Raw genomic sequence first — 17,017 nt, 5'->3', positions numbered from 1 at the left:
TTATTCACTCTTATTAAGTTGGTACGTATATGATTCAGTATCGCTAGTACTAAACTCTTTGACTAGAGTAAGTTCATTTGTATCCGGATTATATTTGAAAATTTTGACCGTACGTTCGCTACTTAGTGATGGATTATATTCTTGAAGAGCAAATGTTTCCACCAGCAATCTGTGTCATATTACTGGTGGAAACATTTTCTATGGAATCATGATTTGTAGAAATTTCAACGACTCTTTTCGCAGTTTTTATATGTATTTCTAATTATATGATAAAAAGGAAAATATTTCATCTTAGTTAAAAATATTCCGACTATTTAGAATGTGAATATTTCCAAGCTTGTCCGTATAAGCTAAAATAAGGTATATAGTATTTTGATGATTATGTTATAAGAAGATAAACACGTTAGGGTGATATAAAATGTGGCGGAAGCTTACGATTATTGTAGTGTTACTTTGTTTAGCGGGATATGCAGCTTATGATCAGTTTGGTAAAAAGGATCAAGTAGTACAAGGGAAGCAAGAAAAAAGTGAAGCTGTTATGAAAGAGATGATTGCAAGGAATGGTATTGAAATAGGAAAGAATGCACCTGATTTTGAATTAACGAAGTTAGATGGAAAAAATGTGAAGTTATCAGATTTAAAAGGAAAGAAAGTGATTTTAAACTTTTGGGCAACGTGGTGTGGACCTTGTCAGCAAGAAATGCCCGATATGGAGGCCTTTTATAAAGAGCATAAGGAAAATGTAGAAATTTTAGCAATAAATTATACTCCTTCAGAAAAAGGTGGGGGAGAAGAAAAGGTAAGCAACTTTGCGAAGGAAAAAGGAATTACTTTTCCTATTTTATTGGACAAAAACATTGATGTGACAACAGCGTATAAAGTAATTACGATTCCAACTTCTTATTTTATAGACACAAAAGGGGTCATTCAAGATAAGTTTATTGGACCAATGACACAAAAAGAGATGGAAAAAAGGATTGCTAAATTAAAATAATGTTGAAAAGGTAGAGGTGGAAAGTTATCATTTCTGCCTTTTCTTTTTCACGTAGTGATAGCAGCATGTTATGATAAAAGAAATATAAACGTTTAGAGATAAAGGGGTGTTTGGAGTGGGGAATGTATCCTTACCGTTAGATTATGTTGTAATTGATTTTGAAACAACAGGATTTAACCCTTATAATGATAAAATTATTCAAGTCGCAGCAGTGAAATATCGTAATCATGAACTAGTAGATCAGTTTGTTTCGTATGTGAATCCAGAGCGTCCAATTCCGAGCCGGATTACGAGTTTAACAGGCATTACAAATTATCGTGTTTCAGACGCACCGACAATTGAAGAAGTATTACCTTTATTTTTAGCATTTTTACATACAAATGTAATTGTCGCTCATAATGCATCTTTTGATATGCGTTTTTTGAAAAGTAATGTGAATATGCTTGGGTTACCGGAACCTAAAAATAAAGTGATTGATACTGTGTTTTTAGCGAAAAAATATATGAAGCACGCGCCTAATCATAAGCTTGAAACGTTAAAACGAATGCTTGGAATTCGCTTAAGTTCTCATAATGCATTTGACGATTGTATTACGTGTGCGGCAGTTTATCAAAAATGTGCATCTATTGAAGAAGAAGGAAAAAGAAAAGTGCAGAAAGAAGTACTTGATGAAACGGTAGCATACGAAGCAGTAAAAGAAATTCTTATGCGAAATAAACGTGATATCGAATGGATTCGCTGTATGAATGTCGGGAGCTATTTAGATATAAAAGCTTTTTACCCAATTATTAGGATGAAGGTAAACGGGCGAAAGAAATATGTGTTAACAGAAAAAATGGAAGACGATGTAATTGGTATTTGTACGAGCTTAACGTGTGAGGCAGCATTGAAAAGTGAGATTGGCAACACGAGAATTATGATTGACAGTGTAGAGGACATTTTCAAGCTAGAGAGCTACATTTTAGAAGAATACGATTCTGTATTGCGAGCACTGCATGAATATAGAGTGAATGAAGAAGATGCTGATGAAGAAATTAAAAAATATTTAAATATAATGATGTGAAAAAATCCCATGCGTAATATTTGCGTATGGTTTTTTTGTTAAAACATAAAATTTTCTTACAAATCTGATTAAAGAGTTTTTCATTTGCTCATACTATGTAATAAGAAAACGTAGAAGAAAGGGTGAGCAGCATGAGAAGAAGTCGCCGTAGATCGTTTGAAGAACTTGTAAATGAAAATAAACAACAATTATTAAGCGATCGTGATGCAATCGATCGAATTGAAGAACGTATTGAAAAACGTTATGCAATGAAACTTTTTAAGCAGGCTGAATAATTCTTAACACTAGTACGATACTAGTGTTAAGGAGGCGATAGTAATGGGTAATCCGAAAAAGAATTCAAAAGACTTTGCACCAAATCAAATTGGAACACAATCGAAAAAAGCTGGTGGGAATAAAGGAAAGCAAATGCAAGACCAAACTGGTAAGCAACCGATTGTTGATAACGGTTAAAAAAGGAGAATGTTATCATTCTTCTTTTTTGTGAGGGAATTAAAGATATATTTTTAACAGGAATATGAAAAAAGGGCTGACTTTCGTCAGCCTTTTTTCGTGATTGTAAAGTTTTCGACGAGTAAACGCCAATTTTGTGGGAATGGTAGGCCAATCTTCCAATAGCTGATGCCGCCTATTCCTTGTTCTTTCATTAAATTAAATTTACTTTGAACGGACCGTGAATCTTCAAACCAAACTTCATGTTGTACGCCGTTTTCGTCAAAGTAATTGAAATGAGGAGCTTGAGCCGTGAAATCATAGCGGATAGGAACATTGTATTTACGAGCTAGTGCAACAGCTGCAACAGAGCTAATTGCTTTTGCAGGTGGATTTCCTTGTTTGAACGGCAGTTTCCAATCGAAACCGTATAAATTTTGACCCATCATAATTTTTTGTGGTGGCATTTGAGATTTTGCATATTGAAGTACCTCTTTCACAGGACCAATAGGAGAAATCGCCATCGGTGGTCCGCCTTGCCAACCCCAGTCGTATGTCATAATGACGACGAAATCAACAATTTGTCCTTGTGCTTTATAATCATGAGCTTCAAAAAATTTCCCTTTTTGATTGGAACTTGTTTTCGGTACAAGCGTTGTACTTAATGTGTACCCGCTAGGTAAGCGCGTTTTTACATTTCGTAAAAAACGATTATATGCTTCGCGATCTTCAGGTGCTACATTCTCGAAATCAAAATGAATATCTCGCATGCCGTATTTTTCAGCTGTTTGCAAAATGTTCGTAATAAATTTGTTTTGAATCGTTGCGTCGCGTAAAAAAACAGATGCCAGTTCGGTACTGAAATTTCCATTTTCAATATTTGTAATAACGAGCATAGGGATGGTTTTACCTTGCGTTGCAATATTAGCGATTTTAGCTGTTTCGGTTGGTTCTTTTAAAGTGCCGTCTCGTTTTGCTTCGAAGCTGAAGTAGGCTAAATATGTTAAAAATGGATTAATAGCACGTGTAGCATTTACTAAACTTTCTTTTATCGGTATTGTTGAAGGTTGTAAATAAGCGATGGATTCTACTGCTCGTTTTGTTCCTTTCGGTATATATAATTGTTGTCCGACATGAAGAATAGATTTTAATGAAAGGTTATTAACTTTAGCTAAACTGGCGAGAGGAACGCTATATGTTTGAGAAATTCGATAAAGGCTGTCACCAGGCTGTACATAATAGTTATTTCCTTTTGTATTAACGATAAGTGCCTGACCAACAACGAGTGTTTCGGCTGGGTTTAGTCCATTGTCTTTTACAATTTCTTCAGGTGTAGATCCATATTTTGATGCTAAACTATAAACACTATCACCGCTACGAACAGTTACAATTTGAATCATGTGTTTGCCCCTTTCGGTAAAAGATTCACTGTTTTTATTTTATTTTTGATTCCACTGTATTATGATTAAATGTATGCAAGGTAGCAGAAGTGAAAGAAGGCGAATAGAAATGTTTGTAGCAGAACATGAAGTTGAAATCCGCTATGCGGAAACAGACCAGATGGGTGTTGTTTACCATTCAAACTATTTAGTGTGGCTGGAACTTGGGCGCACGAAACTTATACAAGAATTAGGATTTTCGTATGTTGAAATGGAGAAAGAGGGAATTATCTCTCCTGTATTAGACTTGCAAATTTCATATCGTAAAGCGATGCGTTACGGTGAAAAAGCAATTGTGAAAACGTGGATTGATACTTTGAGCCCGCTGCGTGTTGTATATGGTTATGAAATTTATAACGGTGATGGCGAGCTTTGTATTACTGCAAGTACAACGAATATTTGTGCGAAAAAAGAAGGGTTCCGCCCTGTATCATTTAAAAAATTATATCCTGAGTGGTATGCGAAATATGAGGAAATTAAAAAAAAATAAAAAAAAGCGTGGCAGAAGCCACGTTTTTTTATTTTTCATAATTAAATTGAGGGAAATCATCACCGTCGTTAAGTGTCACTAATAAATTATGTCCATCGAAGAACCACTCATCATCGCCTTCAATAAAGAAGTTAATACCTTCTTCTTGCATTTGAACAGCAGGATGCGCAGGATCATCTTTACGAATACCTAAAGAAAGTCCTTTTTGCACAGTACTGCAACCACCGTATTGTACGAAAAAGCGTATTGTTTCACCTGATTGTAAGTGTAATTCGTTTTTATACCATTGTGCTGCTTCTTTTGTTACGGAAAGATTCATGTATAGTTCCTCCAAATTATGTTGCTTTTTCTTTAGTATAAAAAATAACGCAAAAAGACGCTATTAATATGCTTCACGTTTTCTTTTTGCGTTATGTGGGTTACGATCTTATTTTTGCTTTTTTGAAAAGTTTGCTTTTGGTTCAGTTTTATTTATAATTCGTCCGATATTTGCACGGTGTTTATAAATAACCATACCTGCTAATAAACACATCGCAATAATGAAGATTTTATCCCCGCTAACAATGGATGCAATAACAGCAATGACAGCTGTTACCATAGAAGAAAGTGATACGTATCTTGTTGTAAATAAAAGGCTGAAAAAGACAACAGCTAATATTGCAAAAACAACTGGTGAATAGCATAATAATACCCCAGCAGAAGTTGCAACTGCTTTCCCCCCGCGGAATTTTGCGAAGATCGGATAGACATGTCCAAGAACAGCGGCTAATCCAAACCATAGTGGGTGAATATCTGACCCGAAAATAATCGGTAGACTTGTTGCTAATGTACCTTTTAAAATGTCAGCAATTGTTACGATAAAACCTGCTTTTTTCCCTAATGTACGGAATGTATTAGTTCCGCCTAGATTACCGCTTCCATGCTCACGAATGTCGATTCCATAACCGATTTTTCCAACGACTAATGCAAATGGAATCGAACCGAGCAAGTAGGCAACGATAAATAAAAGATATGTAATAATCATGAGTTCAGTCTCCTTTATACAAATGTGTTGATAAAGGGTAAAAAGAGTTTTTCCCGTTCATTGTACCATACATTTGTAAAGAGCACATTTCTTTTTTACAAATGAAAAAGTCATTAATTTTTAAAAAAACTTTCACAGGAATGTTACATTTTTCACAGGAACAGAAGAACTATATGTTGTATGATTTTAATCAAAAGACAACAACATGTTGGTGGAGGGTTATGAATGTTGAAACAAAATGTACGTGGAGAAGAATTAATGAAAGTATTTGAGACAATTATTCACGGTAATGAACAAGATTTAATGCAGGAAAATGCAAATGTAGATGGCCGATCTCCAATGGGAGTAATGGGAACGTTCGCATCTGAGAGCGCAAAGTATTATGCAGTAGAAAAATTATTATCAGATCAAGTGAAAAAAGCGATAGATCAAAATATATTATATCCACATGATTTAGATTTTTATGCAACAGGAACAACGACTTGTTCGCAAATTCCGTTAGCGCAAATGCTTGCTAACGGTTTTCATACTGGACATGGACATATGAGACAACCGCAAGACATTAAAAGTGCATTGGCGCTTTCTTCAATTATTTTTCAGGCGAATCAAAATATGCAGCACGGTGGTCAATCGTTTGCACTCTTTGATATTGATTTAGCTCCATATGTGAGAAAAACAGTAGAGAGACATAAAAAACGACTACAGTCATATCCGCTTACGAAAGAACAAATAGAGGAATTTGCATGGAAAGAAACAGAAAATGATACGTATCAGGCGTGTGAGGCTTTCGTTCATAATTCAAATAGTATGCATAGTAGGGGCGGGGGACAAGTACCGTTTATTTCTATTAACTACGGAACAGACACATCGAAAGAGGGACGGCTTTTAATTAAGCAACTTTTAAAAGCGACGCAAGCTGGACTTGGTAAAGGGGAAACACCGATTTTTCCTATTCAAATTTTCAAAATGAAAAAAGGCGTGAACTTTGAAGAGTGTGATCCGAACTATGATTTATTTGAATTAGCGTTAGAAACGACAGTTGAGCGATTATTCCCTAACTTTTCGTTTTTAGATGCTCCGTTTAATGCTGTGCATTATGATGGTCGACCTGAAAGTGAAGTATGTTATATGGGGTGTCGTACTCGTGTTATGTCTAATATACATGGGGAAGAAACAGCAATTGGGAGAGGGAATTTATCGTTTACTTCTATTAATTTAGTGAAATTAGCGCTAATTAGTGGTTCGAAAGAAGCGTTTTTTGAAGCGCTAAGTTATTACTTAGATTTAGGTGTTAAGCAATTGTTAGAGAGATTTGCTTATCAATGTACAAAGAGAGCGAGAGATTTTCAGTTCTTATATTCACAAGGTGTATGGCGTGGTGGAGAAACGTTGCAACCTGAAGATGCTGTGGCACCGATTTTAAAACAAGGGACGTTAAGTCTTGGTTTTATCGGTCTTGCAGAATGTTTAGTAGCGTTAACTGGAAAGCACCATGGAGAAAATGAAGAATCATGGAAGCTTGGATATGAAATTATTTCCTTTATGAGGAAGAGAATGGATAAGGTGACGGAAGAACATCAACTCAATTTCTCTGTAATTGCAACGCCAGCAGAAGGGTTATCAGGAAAGTTTGTGAAGAAAGATAGAGAAGAATTTGGTGTAATTAGCGGTGTGACAAATCATAATTATTATACAAATTCGTTCCATGTACCGGTGTATTACAATATTCAAGCTATAGATAAAATTCGATTAGAAGGACCGTTTCACGCTCTTTGTAATGGCGGACATATTACGTACATTGAACTAGATGGTGCAGCTGTGCATAATCAAAAGGCGTTAAAGCAAATTGTACAAGCGATGGCGCAGTACGGAGTAGGATACGGCTCAATTAACCATCCTGTCGATCGTTGTAAGTGTTGTAGTTATCATGGCATTATCGGGAATGAATGTCCGAGCTGCGGAAATGAAGATGAGAATGAAATAGAAAGAATTCGCCGCATAACAGGATATCTTGTAGGAGATATGTCAAAGTGGAATAGCGCGAAACGTAGTGAAGAGATGGATCGGGTGAAGCATAAATGAAAGTTATGAATATCATTCATGATAGTGTAGTAGATGGAGAAGGGTTGCGGACAGTCGTGTTTTTTGCGGGCTGTCCGCATCGTTGTATCGGTTGCCATAATCCGAAATCATGGAATGTTTGCAATGGAACTGAAATGACGGTAGAAGAAATTGTGAAAGAGATTGAAAAAAATTCATTAACCGATGTAACATTTTCAGGTGGAGATCCATTTTTTCAAGCTGCTGAAGTGAAAAAAGTAGCAAAAGTAGTGAAGGATTTGAAAAAAAATCTATGGATTTATACAGGTTACACGTTAGAAGAGATACAGAGTGCTCAAAATAATGATATGATAGAATTGTTACATTATGGGGATGTTTTGGTCGATGGAAGATTTGAACTTGATAAAAAAGATTTAACACTTCCATTTCGCGGAAGCTCCAATCAACGTATTATTCGATTGAATGAGTAAAAAGGCGGGATAGGTTATATGAATAAAACAGTATTACTTGTTGAAGATGAAAGAAGATTACGTGAAATTGTTAGTGATTATTTTCGTAATGAAGGCTTTGAAGTAATCGAAGCGGAAGATGGAAAAAAAGCGCTAGAATTATTTGCTGAACATACAATTGATTTAATTATGTTAGATATTATGTTACCAGAAATAGATGGTTGGTCTGTTTGTAGACGAATTAGAAAAGAGTCAGCGGTACCAATTATTATGCTGACAGCACGTTCTGATGAGGATGATACATTACTAGGCTTTGAACTAGGTGCAGATGAGTATGTAACAAAACCTTTTAGTCCGAAAGTGTTAGTAGCTCGTGCAAAGACGTTATTGAAACGTGCGGATGGAGCGATAGGAGTATCAGAAGAAAATACTATGTCATTAGCTGGAATAGAAGTGAATCGACTATCTAGAACAGTTTTAGTAGATGGAGAAGAAATTATATTGACACATAAGGAGTTTGAGCTTCTCGTTTATTTAATGGAGAACAAAGGAATTGTGTTGTCACGCCAACATTTATTAGATCAGTTATGGGGATATGATTACTACGGTGATGACCGAACGGTTGATACACATATTAAAAAACTGCGAAATAAGCTAGGAGATAAGGCGAAGCATATCGGCACTGTTATTCGAGTAGGTTACAAATTTGAAGAATAACCTTTAATTTACTATGCATCCCGGCTTTGGGATATAGCAAATTTACACTCTCCTTTGTAGGTGAAATGTACAAAAAATACTTTTCTTGTCTACAATGATAGATAGGAGTATTTTTTTAATTGGATTTCACGATGAGTTCACAAGAAGGACACAAACTGTGACTATACTGAAAGTACGAATTCACCAGAGAGGGGAAATAAAACATGGGATATTACGACGGACCGAATTTAAATGAAGAGCATAGTGAAACGAGAGAAATGAAAAAATCAGGTAGTAAAAAAGGATATTTTTTCACAGGTTTAGTTGGAGCTGTAGTCGGGGCGGTTTCGATTAGTTTTGCAGCACCTTACATGCCGTGGATGCAAAATAATGCAGCAGTTTCGTCATTCAATTCTAATCAACAAGTAGAAGGTACTGTAGCTCCTGTTGTTAATAAAGTGAAGGGCGAAACTGATTTGCCAGGCATGATTGAAGGCGCAAAGGATGTTGTAGTTGGTGTAATTAATATGCAGAAGACTATTGATCCGTTTGCGATGCAACCGGCAGAACAAGAGCAAACAGCTGGTACAGGATCAGGTGTTATTTATAAAAAATCAGGAAATAAAGCATATATTGTAACAAATAACCACGTAGTAGACGGTGCAAATAAACTTGCTGTTAAACTGAGCGACGGAAAGCAAGTTGATGCAAAATTAGTTGGTAAGGACCCTTGGTTAGACTTAGCAGTTGTAGAGATTGATGGATCTACTGTTAATAAAGTTGCAACGTTAGGTGATTCCAGTAAACTTCGTGCTGGTGAAAAAGCAATTGCAATTGGTAACCCACTTGGATTTGACGGCAGTGTAACGGAAGGTATTATCAGTAGTAAAGAACGTGAAATTCCAGTAGATATTGATGGAGACAAACGTCCAGACTGGCAAGCACAAGTTATTCAAACAGATGCAGCGATTAACCCTGGTAATAGTGGCGGTGCATTATTTAACCAAAACGGTGAATTAATTGGAATTAACTCAAGTAAAATTGCACAGCAAGAAGTTGAGGGGATTGGTTTTGCAATTCCAGTTAATGTTGCAAAACCAGTTATTGAATCGCTTGAAAAAGACGGAGTAGTGAAACGACCAGCTCTTGGTGTAGGTGTTGTTTCATTAGAAGATGTGCAAGCTTATGCAGTAAATCAATTAAAAGTACCAAAAGAAGTAACAAATGGTGTTGTGTTAGCTAAAATTTATCCTGTGTCACCGGCAGAAAAAGCTGGCTTAGAGCAATATGATCTTGTAGTAGCATTAGATGATCAAAAAGTAGAAAATTCACTTCAGTTCCGTAAATACTTATATGAAAAGAAAAAAGTAGGCGAGAAAGTGGAAGTTACATTCTATCGCAACGGTCAAAAAATGACGAAAACAGCTACATTAGCAGATAATTCAGCTACAAAGAATCAGTAAATATAAACTTTAATCAGTGGAGAGTTCTCTTCCTTCTGCTTATTAGCGTACATCAATCGGAATAAAAGAAAGTCTCTTTCATGTTGAAAGAGACTTTCTTTATCGGATATAATAAAGGTATAGGAGGGATTAATTATGACAATTGAAAACCCAACTCGTACGGAAATTGGTGAAGTATTGAAGAAAAGTAAAACGATTGCAGTTGTTGGATTATCAGATAAGCCAGAACGCACATCATATATGGTTTCAAAAGCAATGCAAGATGCTGGGTATCGCATTATTCCAGTAAATCCAACAGTAGATGAAGTACTCGGAGAAAAGGCGGTTTCTTCACTGACGGATATTAAAGAACATGTGGATATCGTAAATGTATTTCGTCGCTCAGAATTTTTAAAGGATGTTGCGAAAGAGTTTGTAGAGATTGATGCAGATGTTTTCTGGGCACAACTAGGAGTACAAGATGAAGATACATATAAACTTTTACAAGAAAAAGGCTATACAGTAATAATGGATCGTTGTATTAAAGTAGAGCATGTAATGACAAAATAGTATAGACTTTAAAGATAGAAAGATTGATTCAGCCCTCGCTTTTTACATAAGTAGGGCGGATGAACGAGGTGTTCATCATGAGATTTTTTAAAGGCTGTTTTTGGGGATTGTTACTTGTTATCCCGTTTTGGATATTGATCATTTGGATCATGATAAAGGTCTGGAATGTATAATGTTGGAATACATATCCATTTCTCGTTGACAAACGATTATTTTTCTGAAATAGTAGCCTAGAGGAATCCTTGTGAAAAAAACAAGGATTTTTCTATTGAAAATAGTATATAAAAGAGATAAGATAACTTGCCAAAACTATAGTCGAGGCGTTATTCTATAATAGAAACATATGTTCTTATTTGATTAGGAAAGGGGCAAGGAGTTTGGTTAAGCATCAGTTCCAATATAATGAAGATGCAATTCAAGTGTTAGAAGGACTTGAAGCCGTTCGAAAACGCCCGGGTATGTATATCGGGAGTACGGATAGCCGTGGATTGCATCATTTAGTATATGAAATAGTAGATAACTCCGTTGATGAAGCATTAGCGGGATTTGGCGACGAAATTTCTGTCGTAATACATAAAGATAATAGTATTAGCGTAATTGATAAAGGGCGAGGAATGCCTACGGGAATGCATAAGCTTGGAAAACCGACACCTGAAGTTATTTTAACTGTACTTCATGCTGGTGGTAAGTTTGGCCAAGGAGGCTATAAAACGAGTGGTGGTTTACACGGTGTTGGGGCATCAGTTGTAAACGCCTTGTCAGAATGGCTAGTAGTAACGATTAAGCGTGATGGTAGCATTTATGAACAACGCTTTGAAAATGGTGGTACTCCTGCAACGACGTTAGAGAAAATCGGGAAAACGAAAGAGTCTGGTACAACGATGCACTTCAAACCAGATACAACTATTTTCAGCACAACAAATTATAATTATGAAACATTATGTGAGAGATTACGTGAATCTGCATTCTTATTAAAAGGAATGAAAATCTCGATAAAAGATGAACGTAATGATTTAGAAGATGTGTTTCATTATGAAACAGGAATTGAGGCTTTCGTTTCATACTTAAACGAAGAGAAAGATTCGATTCATCCAGTTGTATATTTCTCGGGTGAGCAAAATGGAATTGAAGCAGAGTTAGCGTTTCAGTTTAATGATGGTTACTCAGAAAACATTCTTTCGTTTGTAAATAATGTACGTACAAAAGACGGTGGTACACACGAAGCTGGATTTAAAACAGCAATGACACGTGTGTTCAATGAGTATGCTCGTAAAGTTTCTTTATTAAAAGAAAAAGACAAAAATTTAGAGGGTACAGATATTCGTGAAGGATTAGCTTCGATTGTTTCTGTACGTGTACCAGAAGACGTACTCCAGTTTGAAGGGCAAACGAAAGGGAAACTAGGTACAAGTGAAGCTCGTTCTTCAATTGATGCAATTGTATCTGAGCATTTAGCTTACTTTTTAGAAGAAAATCCAGATGTAGCTACACTTCTTGTGAGAAAGGCGATTAAAGCAGCGCAAGCACGTGAGGCTGCTCGTAAAGCGAGAGAAGAAGCACGTACTGGTAAGAAGAAGAAAAAATCAGAAGGTACTTTAAGCGGGAAGTTAACACCTGCGCAATCACGTAATCCTCAGAAAAACGAATTGTATTTAGTAGAGGGTGACTCGGCTGGTGGTTCAGCAAAGCAAGGGCGAGATCGCCGTTTCCAAGCGGTGCTACCATTACGTGGTAAAGTAATTAACACGGAAAAAGCAAAGCTTGCTGATATTTTTAAGAATGAAGAGATCAATACGATTATTTACGCAATTGGCGGCGGCGTAGGGAATGAGTTCGCTGTTGAAGATATTAACTACGATAAAGTTGTTATTATGACCGATGCAGATACGGATGGAGCACATATTCAAGTGTTACTACTGACGTTCTTCTACCGTTACATGAAACCACTTATTGAAGCTGGTAAAGTATTTATCGCACTTCCACCTTTATATAAAGTAAGTAAAGGAAAAGGGAAAAGTGAAGTAATTGAATATGCATGGTCTGATGAAGAATTAGGTGGTGTAACGAAAAAGGTCGGTAAAGGCTATATGTTGCAGCGCTATAAAGGACTTGGCGAAATGAATGCCGATCAATTATGGGAAACAACGATGAACCCTGAAACACGTACGTTAATTCGTGTGAAAATTGACGATGCATCAAGAGCTGAGCGCCGAGTTACGACATTGATGGGGGATAAAGTAGAACCTCGCCGTAAATGGATTGAGCGTAATGTACAATTTGGTATGCAAGAAGAAGGAAATATTTTAGAAAATGAAATGATTATGGAGACGGAGGTGGAATAACATGCAGGCAGAGAAGTTTCATGACCTCCCGCTTGAAGACGTGTTAGGTGACCGCTTTGCACGTTATAGTAAATATATTATTCAAGACCGCGCGCTTCCAGATGCGCGTGACGGTTTAAAACCGGTACAAAGACGTATTTTATATTCTATGTATGTAGAAGGAAACGTACATGATAAAGCGTTTCGTAAATCAGCTAAAACAGTAGGTAATGTTATCGGTAATTATCATCCACATGGTGATTCCTCTGTATATGAGGCGATGGTCCGTTTAAGTCAAACTTGGAAAGTACGTAATGTTTTAGTTGAAATGCACGGAAATAACGGTAGTGTTGATGGGGATCCAGCAGCGGCAATGCGTTATACGGAAGCACGTTTATCACCAATCGCATCTGAGTTATTACGTGATCTTGATAAAGAAACAGTAGAATTCGTGTCAAACTTTGATGATACGAGTGAAGAACCTGTTGTATTACCGGCAATGTTCCCGAACTTATTAGTGAACGGATCTACAGGGATTTCCGCTGGTTATGCAACAGAAATTCCACCGCATCATCTTGGAGAAGTAATTGATGCTACAATGATGCGTATCGATCAACCGAATAGTTCTGTGGAGGACTTGTTAACAGTTATTAAAGGACCAGATTTCCCTACAGGTGGTATTATACAAGGGATAGATGGCATTAAAAAAGCGTATGAAACAGGTAAAGGTAAAATTATTATTCGCGGAAAAGCAGAGGTTGAAACGATTCGTGGCGGGAAGCAACAAATCGTTATTACAGAAATTCCGTATGAAGTAAATAAAGCGAATCTTGTTAAGAAAATGGATGAATTACGTATAGATAAAAAGCTAGATGGAATTGCTGAAGTACGTGATGAGACAGATCGTACAGGTCTTCGTATCGTTGTAGAATTAAAAAAAGAAGCGAATGCTGAAGGTATTTTAAATTATTTATATAAAAATACAGATTTACAAATTCCATACAACTTTAATATGGTAGCGATAAATAATCGTCGTCCGACACTTATGACATTACCTAAGATTTTGGATGCATATATTGGGCATCAGAAAGAAGTTGTTACGAGACGTTCACAATATGAATTACGAAAAGCAGAAAATCGTCAACATATTGTAGAAGGTTTAAAGAAAGCATTATCAATTTTAGATGAAGTGATTGAAACGATCCGTGGGTCTAAAGATAAGCGTAATGCGAAAGATAATTTAAGTGCGAAATTTGGATTTACAGAGGCGCAGTCAGAAGCAATTGTTTCACTGCAATTATATCGTTTAACGAATACAGATATTACAGCACTAGAGCAAGAAGCAGCGGAACTTAGTAAGAAAATTATAGAGTTACAGACGATTCTACAAAGTGAAAAAAGACTTTTTCAAGTTATTAAAACAGATTTGAAGAGAGTAAAGAAAACCTATAGTGATAATCGCCGTGCGATAATTGAAGAGGAAATTGAAGAAATTAAAATTGATGTGGAAGTTATGATTCCGCAAGAAGATGTCATCGTTACTGTAACGAAAGAAGGCTATGTGAAACGAACAGGTTGGCGTTCGCATAATGCATCGAACGGGAAATACTTCGGTATGAAAGAGGGTGACATCTTACTTGAGCGTTTCGATACAAACACGACAGAAACCGTTCTTTTATTTACGAACAAAGGAAATTATATTTATCTTCCTGTGTATGAAATGCCAGAAATTCGTTGGAAAGATTTGGGTCAACACGTTGCGAATCTTGTTTCACTCGAGCGAGATGAATCGTTAATTTGGGCAACAGTCGTACCGAATTTTGAAGAAGAAAAACGATTTATCGTATTTGTTACACGAAACGGTATGATTAAGAAAACAGAATTAAACCAATATAAAGTGCAGCGTTATTCACGGGCGTTCGTTGCTGTAAACTTGAAAAAAGATGATGAAGTTGTTGATATATTTGCGACAGATGGGACAAGTGATATTGTTCTTGCAACACATGGTGCATATGCACTTGTATTCAATGAAGAAGAAGTAAGTCCAGTTGGTGTAAGAGCAGCTGGTGTGAAAGCAATTAACTTAAAAGAGGATGACTACGTTGCTTCTGGTAAACCGTTAAATGGTGAAAAAGATCAACTTATTCTCGTTACGCAGCGCGGTGCTGTGAAACGTATAAAGGCATCGGAAATTGAGAAATCAACGAGGGCGAAGCGAGGCCTTGTAATTTTTAAAGAGTTAAAACGTAATCCGTACCGCATTGTCGGTATTGAAATTGTTCGAGATGACGAATTAGTTTACATGAAGACAGAGAAACACATTGTAGAAGAAATTGATCCGAAAGCGTTTCGAAATAAAGACCGGTATAGTAACGGTAGTTTAGTACTAGATGTTAATGATACTGGTGAAGTAATTGAAACGTGGACGAAGAAAAGAACGGAATAAAGGGAGCATCTTGCTATGAATGATAGCAAGATGCTTTTTTCTAAGCAAATCATTATGTATATAAAAATAATCTTGTTATAATAATGAAATGAAATCGTTATCACAAATGGAGGGGCAGCATGAAAAAAATAGGTGTAGGGATTGTAGGATTTGGATTTTCTAGTACAACATTTCACATCCCGTTATTACAAACGATAGAAGAGTATGATATTCGTGCTATTTTATCATCAAAAGAAGAAGTAGTGAAACAAACATTACCAAATGCTGAAGTTGTTGGTACAATTGATGAATTAGTAAACCGAGCTGATATTGACTTAGTCGTCATTACTTCACCGAATACAACTCATTTTCCATATGTAAAAGAAGCGATTGTACACGGTAAGCATGTTGTTGTGGAAAAACCATTCGTTGTTTCAATTGAAGAGGGAGAAGAACTTATTTCATTAGCGAAGCAACATAATGTCGTTTTAAGTGTGTATCACAACCGTCGTCTTGATAATGATTTCTTAACGATAAAGAAATTATTACAAGAAAATAGAATAGGGAATGTATACGCATATGAAGCGCATTTCGATCGTTTCCGCCCACATGTACGTGATCGCTGGAGAGAAAAGAATTTACCAGGTTCAGGAATTTTATATGATTTAGGATCGCATTTAATGGATCAAGCATTATCATTATTCGGGAAACCAGATGCGATAAATGCAGATGTAATAAAACAACGACCAGGTGCAGAAATTGATGATTATTTTCATGTTGTACTTCACTACGGAGTAAAGCGTGTCATTTTACATAGTAGTAGTTTTGTGAAACAAGCTGGACCACATTTTACACTGCATGGCGATAAGGGTTCTATCGTGAAGTATGGTATGGATTCACAGGAAGAACAATTAAAGACTGGAATGAAGCCAGGGGATAATGGTTATGGAGCAGACCCTGAAGAGAATTTTGCTATTTTAGAAACAGAAGAAGAGTTAGTACGTATTCCAACAGAAGTCGGCTGTTATGACATGTATTATAAAGGTGTAAGAGATAGTATTGTAAATGGTGAGAAACCACCTGTAACAGCAGAAGAAGGCTTGGAAGTTATTAGACTTATTCAATTGGCAATTGAAAGTAGTGAAACTGGTAGAGTCATTTCGGTAAAATAAAAAAGACACGATTCAGTGTCTTTTTTTATTTTTGCGGAACAGAAAGTCCGTAAAAGAACATCGTAACTATATCTTGTATATGTTTTTCTCGATCCCCTTCAAGAAGCTGTGCCCCGAAATCATCACCTAATTTAGTGAACATTTGAATGTAAAGTAACATCATTTCTTTTGAAAGGTGTGGATTAATTTCATTTTTGCGCTGTGCTTGTTCTAATATTTCTAAATACCAAGGCAAGATTTTTTCGTTTTGATAACTATAAATAAATTCTCGGAGCGTTTCGTCTCTTTGCATCATTTGTAGTAACATATCAGGCTGAAATAACCCCCCAGTATTCATTTTTCTTACAATCATTTTTTGCATCATATCATGAAAAGGTAATTTTTCTTCTGCAAGATCTTTATAATATTGAAATTCAGATATTATAAATTCTTGTATAAG

17 protein-coding genes and 1 pseudogene are annotated in these 17,017 nt (G+C 36.2%); 13 read left to right on the top strand and 5 right to left on the bottom strand.

Features of this window, described 5'->3' with window-relative positions:
• A pseudogene (locus tag AB3X48_RS05285) lies at window positions 1–238 on the bottom strand (YmzC family protein); the annotation flags it as partial.
• 180 nt (window positions 239–418) lie between these two features.
• Here AB3X48_RS05285 and AB3X48_RS05280 point away from each other — a divergent pair.
• The 4 genes from AB3X48_RS05280 (at window position 419) to sspN (ending at window position 2,510) form a co-directional block, all read left to right on the top strand.
• Window positions 419–994, top strand: a complete 576-nt coding sequence (locus AB3X48_RS05280) for a TlpA family protein disulfide reductase (protein ID WP_016105824.1) — start codon at window positions 419–421, stop codon at window positions 992–994.
• 115 nt (window positions 995–1,109) lie between these two features.
• A complete protein-coding gene (locus tag AB3X48_RS05275) occupies window positions 1,110–2,057 on the top strand; it encodes a 3'-5' exonuclease (protein ID WP_033714855.1) in 948 nt (315 codons plus the stop codon).
• A 131-nt stretch (window positions 2,058–2,188) separates the two neighbouring features.
• A complete protein-coding gene (locus AB3X48_RS05270) occupies window positions 2,189–2,332 on the top strand; it encodes an FbpB family small basic protein (RefSeq protein ID WP_002160927.1) in 144 nt (47 codons plus the stop codon).
• Window positions 2,333–2,375: 43 nt separating this feature from the next.
• Entirely contained in the window at window positions 2,376–2,510 is a 135-nt protein-coding gene (gene sspN, locus AB3X48_RS05265) for an acid-soluble spore protein SspN (protein ID WP_000527988.1), read from the top strand.
• Between the two features lie 86 nt (window positions 2,511–2,596).
• Here the strand turns inward: sspN and AB3X48_RS05260 are convergent, their stop codons facing one another.
• Window positions 2,597–3,889, bottom strand: coding sequence for a glycoside hydrolase family 18 protein (locus AB3X48_RS05260; RefSeq protein ID WP_002111131.1), 1,293 nt, complete (start codon window positions 3,887–3,889; stop codon window positions 2,597–2,599).
• A 109-nt stretch (window positions 3,890–3,998) separates the two neighbouring features.
• On the opposite strand from AB3X48_RS05260, the gene AB3X48_RS05255 reads away from it, so the two are divergent.
• On the top strand, window positions 3,999–4,418 hold the full coding sequence (locus AB3X48_RS05255; protein ID WP_002160928.1) for an acyl-CoA thioesterase: 420 nt from the start codon (window positions 3,999–4,001) through the stop codon (window positions 4,416–4,418).
• Between the two features lie 28 nt (window positions 4,419–4,446).
• Here AB3X48_RS05255 and AB3X48_RS05250 read toward each other — a convergent pair whose 3' ends face one another.
• Entirely contained in the window at window positions 4,447–4,737 is a 291-nt protein-coding gene (locus AB3X48_RS05250; RefSeq protein WP_002146331.1) for a HesB/YadR/YfhF family protein, read from the bottom strand.
• 108 nt (window positions 4,738–4,845) lie between these two features.
• The gene (gene plsY / locus AB3X48_RS05245; protein WP_002160929.1) at window positions 4,846–5,442 is read right to left on the bottom strand and encodes a glycerol-3-phosphate 1-O-acyltransferase PlsY; all 597 of its coding nucleotides are present in this window, start codon (window positions 5,440–5,442) and stop codon (window positions 4,846–4,848) included.
• 225 nt (window positions 5,443–5,667) lie between these two features.
• Here plsY and AB3X48_RS05240 point away from each other — a divergent pair, with 225 nt between their 5' ends.
• The 8 genes from AB3X48_RS05240 (at window position 5,668) to AB3X48_RS05205 (ending at window position 16,578) form a co-directional block, all read left to right on the top strand.
• Complete coding sequence (locus tag AB3X48_RS05240; protein WP_002160930.1) at window positions 5,668–7,524, top strand: anaerobic ribonucleoside triphosphate reductase; 1,857 nt, start codon at window positions 5,668–5,670, stop codon at window positions 7,522–7,524.
• The gene (gene nrdG, locus AB3X48_RS05235; RefSeq protein WP_002160931.1) at window positions 7,521–7,973 is read left to right on the top strand and encodes an anaerobic ribonucleoside-triphosphate reductase activating protein; all 453 of its coding nucleotides are present in this window, start codon (window positions 7,521–7,523) and stop codon (window positions 7,971–7,973) included. The genes AB3X48_RS05240 and nrdG overlap by 4 nt, the downstream gene beginning before the upstream one ends.
• Before the next feature lie 18 nt (window positions 7,974–7,991).
• Window positions 7,992–8,669 (top strand): response regulator transcription factor, encoded by a 678-nt coding sequence (locus AB3X48_RS05230; protein ID WP_002111124.1) that lies wholly within the window; start codon window positions 7,992–7,994, stop codon window positions 8,667–8,669.
• A gap of 203 nt (window positions 8,670–8,872) precedes the next feature.
• Window positions 8,873–10,111, top strand: a complete 1,239-nt coding sequence (locus AB3X48_RS05225) for a S1C family serine protease (RefSeq protein WP_016105821.1) — start codon at window positions 8,873–8,875, stop codon at window positions 10,109–10,111.
• 135 nt (window positions 10,112–10,246) lie between these two features.
• Complete coding sequence (locus tag AB3X48_RS05220) at window positions 10,247–10,660, top strand: CoA-binding protein (protein ID WP_002137699.1); 414 nt, start codon at window positions 10,247–10,249, stop codon at window positions 10,658–10,660.
• A gap of 377 nt (window positions 10,661–11,037) precedes the next feature.
• Complete coding sequence (gene parE, locus AB3X48_RS05215) at window positions 11,038–13,002, top strand: DNA topoisomerase IV subunit B (protein WP_002160934.1); 1,965 nt, start codon at window positions 11,038–11,040, stop codon at window positions 13,000–13,002.
• Window position 13,003: 1 nt separating this feature from the next.
• A complete protein-coding gene (parC, locus tag AB3X48_RS05210; RefSeq protein WP_002160935.1) occupies window positions 13,004–15,427 on the top strand; it encodes a DNA topoisomerase IV subunit A in 2,424 nt (807 codons plus the stop codon).
• Window positions 15,428–15,546: 119 nt separating this feature from the next.
• Window positions 15,547–16,578 (top strand): oxidoreductase, encoded by a 1,032-nt coding sequence (locus tag AB3X48_RS05205; RefSeq protein WP_002160936.1) that lies wholly within the window; start codon window positions 15,547–15,549, stop codon window positions 16,576–16,578.
• Window positions 16,579–16,603: 25 nt separating this feature from the next.
• On the opposite strand, the gene AB3X48_RS05200 is transcribed toward AB3X48_RS05205, so the two are convergent.
• A partial coding sequence (locus tag AB3X48_RS05200; protein WP_367958971.1) for a TetR/AcrR family transcriptional regulator occupies window positions 16,604–17,017 on the bottom strand: 414 nt, incomplete at its 5' end.

It is taken from the genome of Bacillus sp. S4 (genome assembly GCF_040838205.1).
Classification (GTDB): Bacteria; Bacillota; Bacilli; order Bacillales; family Bacillaceae_G; genus Bacillus_A; species Bacillus_A cereus_U.
This window is presented reverse-complemented; position numbering and strand designations above follow the sequence as displayed.

Coding starts and splice junctions, on each gene's coding strand:
- AB3X48_RS05280 (WP_016105824.1), top strand. CDS start 419: ATGTGGCGGAAGCTTACGATTATTGTAGTGTTACTTTGTTTAGCGGGA.
- AB3X48_RS05240 (WP_002160930.1), top strand. CDS start 5,668: ATGTTGAAACAAAATGTACGTGGAGAAGAATTAATGAAAGTATTTGAG.
- AB3X48_RS05205 (WP_002160936.1), top strand. CDS start 15,547: ATGAAAAAAATAGGTGTAGGGATTGTAGGATTTGGATTTTCTAGTACA.
- AB3X48_RS05250 (WP_002146331.1), bottom strand. CDS start 4,737: ATGAATCTTTCCGTAACAAAAGAAGCAGCACAATGGTATAAAAACGAA.
- plsY (WP_002160929.1), bottom strand. CDS start 5,442: ATGATTATTACATATCTTTTATTTATCGTTGCCTACTTGCTCGGTTCG.
- AB3X48_RS05270 (WP_002160927.1), top strand. CDS start 2,189: ATGAGAAGAAGTCGCCGTAGATCGTTTGAAGAACTTGTAAATGAAAAT.
- AB3X48_RS05230 (WP_002111124.1), top strand. CDS start 7,992: ATGAATAAAACAGTATTACTTGTTGAAGATGAAAGAAGATTACGTGAA.
- parC (WP_002160935.1), top strand. CDS start 13,004: ATGCAGGCAGAGAAGTTTCATGACCTCCCGCTTGAAGACGTGTTAGGT.
- AB3X48_RS05220 (WP_002137699.1), top strand. CDS start 10,247: ATGACAATTGAAAACCCAACTCGTACGGAAATTGGTGAAGTATTGAAG.
- AB3X48_RS05260 (WP_002111131.1), bottom strand. CDS start 3,889: ATGATTCAAATTGTAACTGTTCGTAGCGGTGATAGTGTTTATAGTTTA.
- sspN (WP_000527988.1), top strand. CDS start 2,376: ATGGGTAATCCGAAAAAGAATTCAAAAGACTTTGCACCAAATCAAATT.
- AB3X48_RS05225 (WP_016105821.1), top strand. CDS start 8,873: ATGGGATATTACGACGGACCGAATTTAAATGAAGAGCATAGTGAAACG.
- AB3X48_RS05255 (WP_002160928.1), top strand. CDS start 3,999: ATGTTTGTAGCAGAACATGAAGTTGAAATCCGCTATGCGGAAACAGAC.
- nrdG (WP_002160931.1), top strand. CDS start 7,521: ATGAAAGTTATGAATATCATTCATGATAGTGTAGTAGATGGAGAAGGG.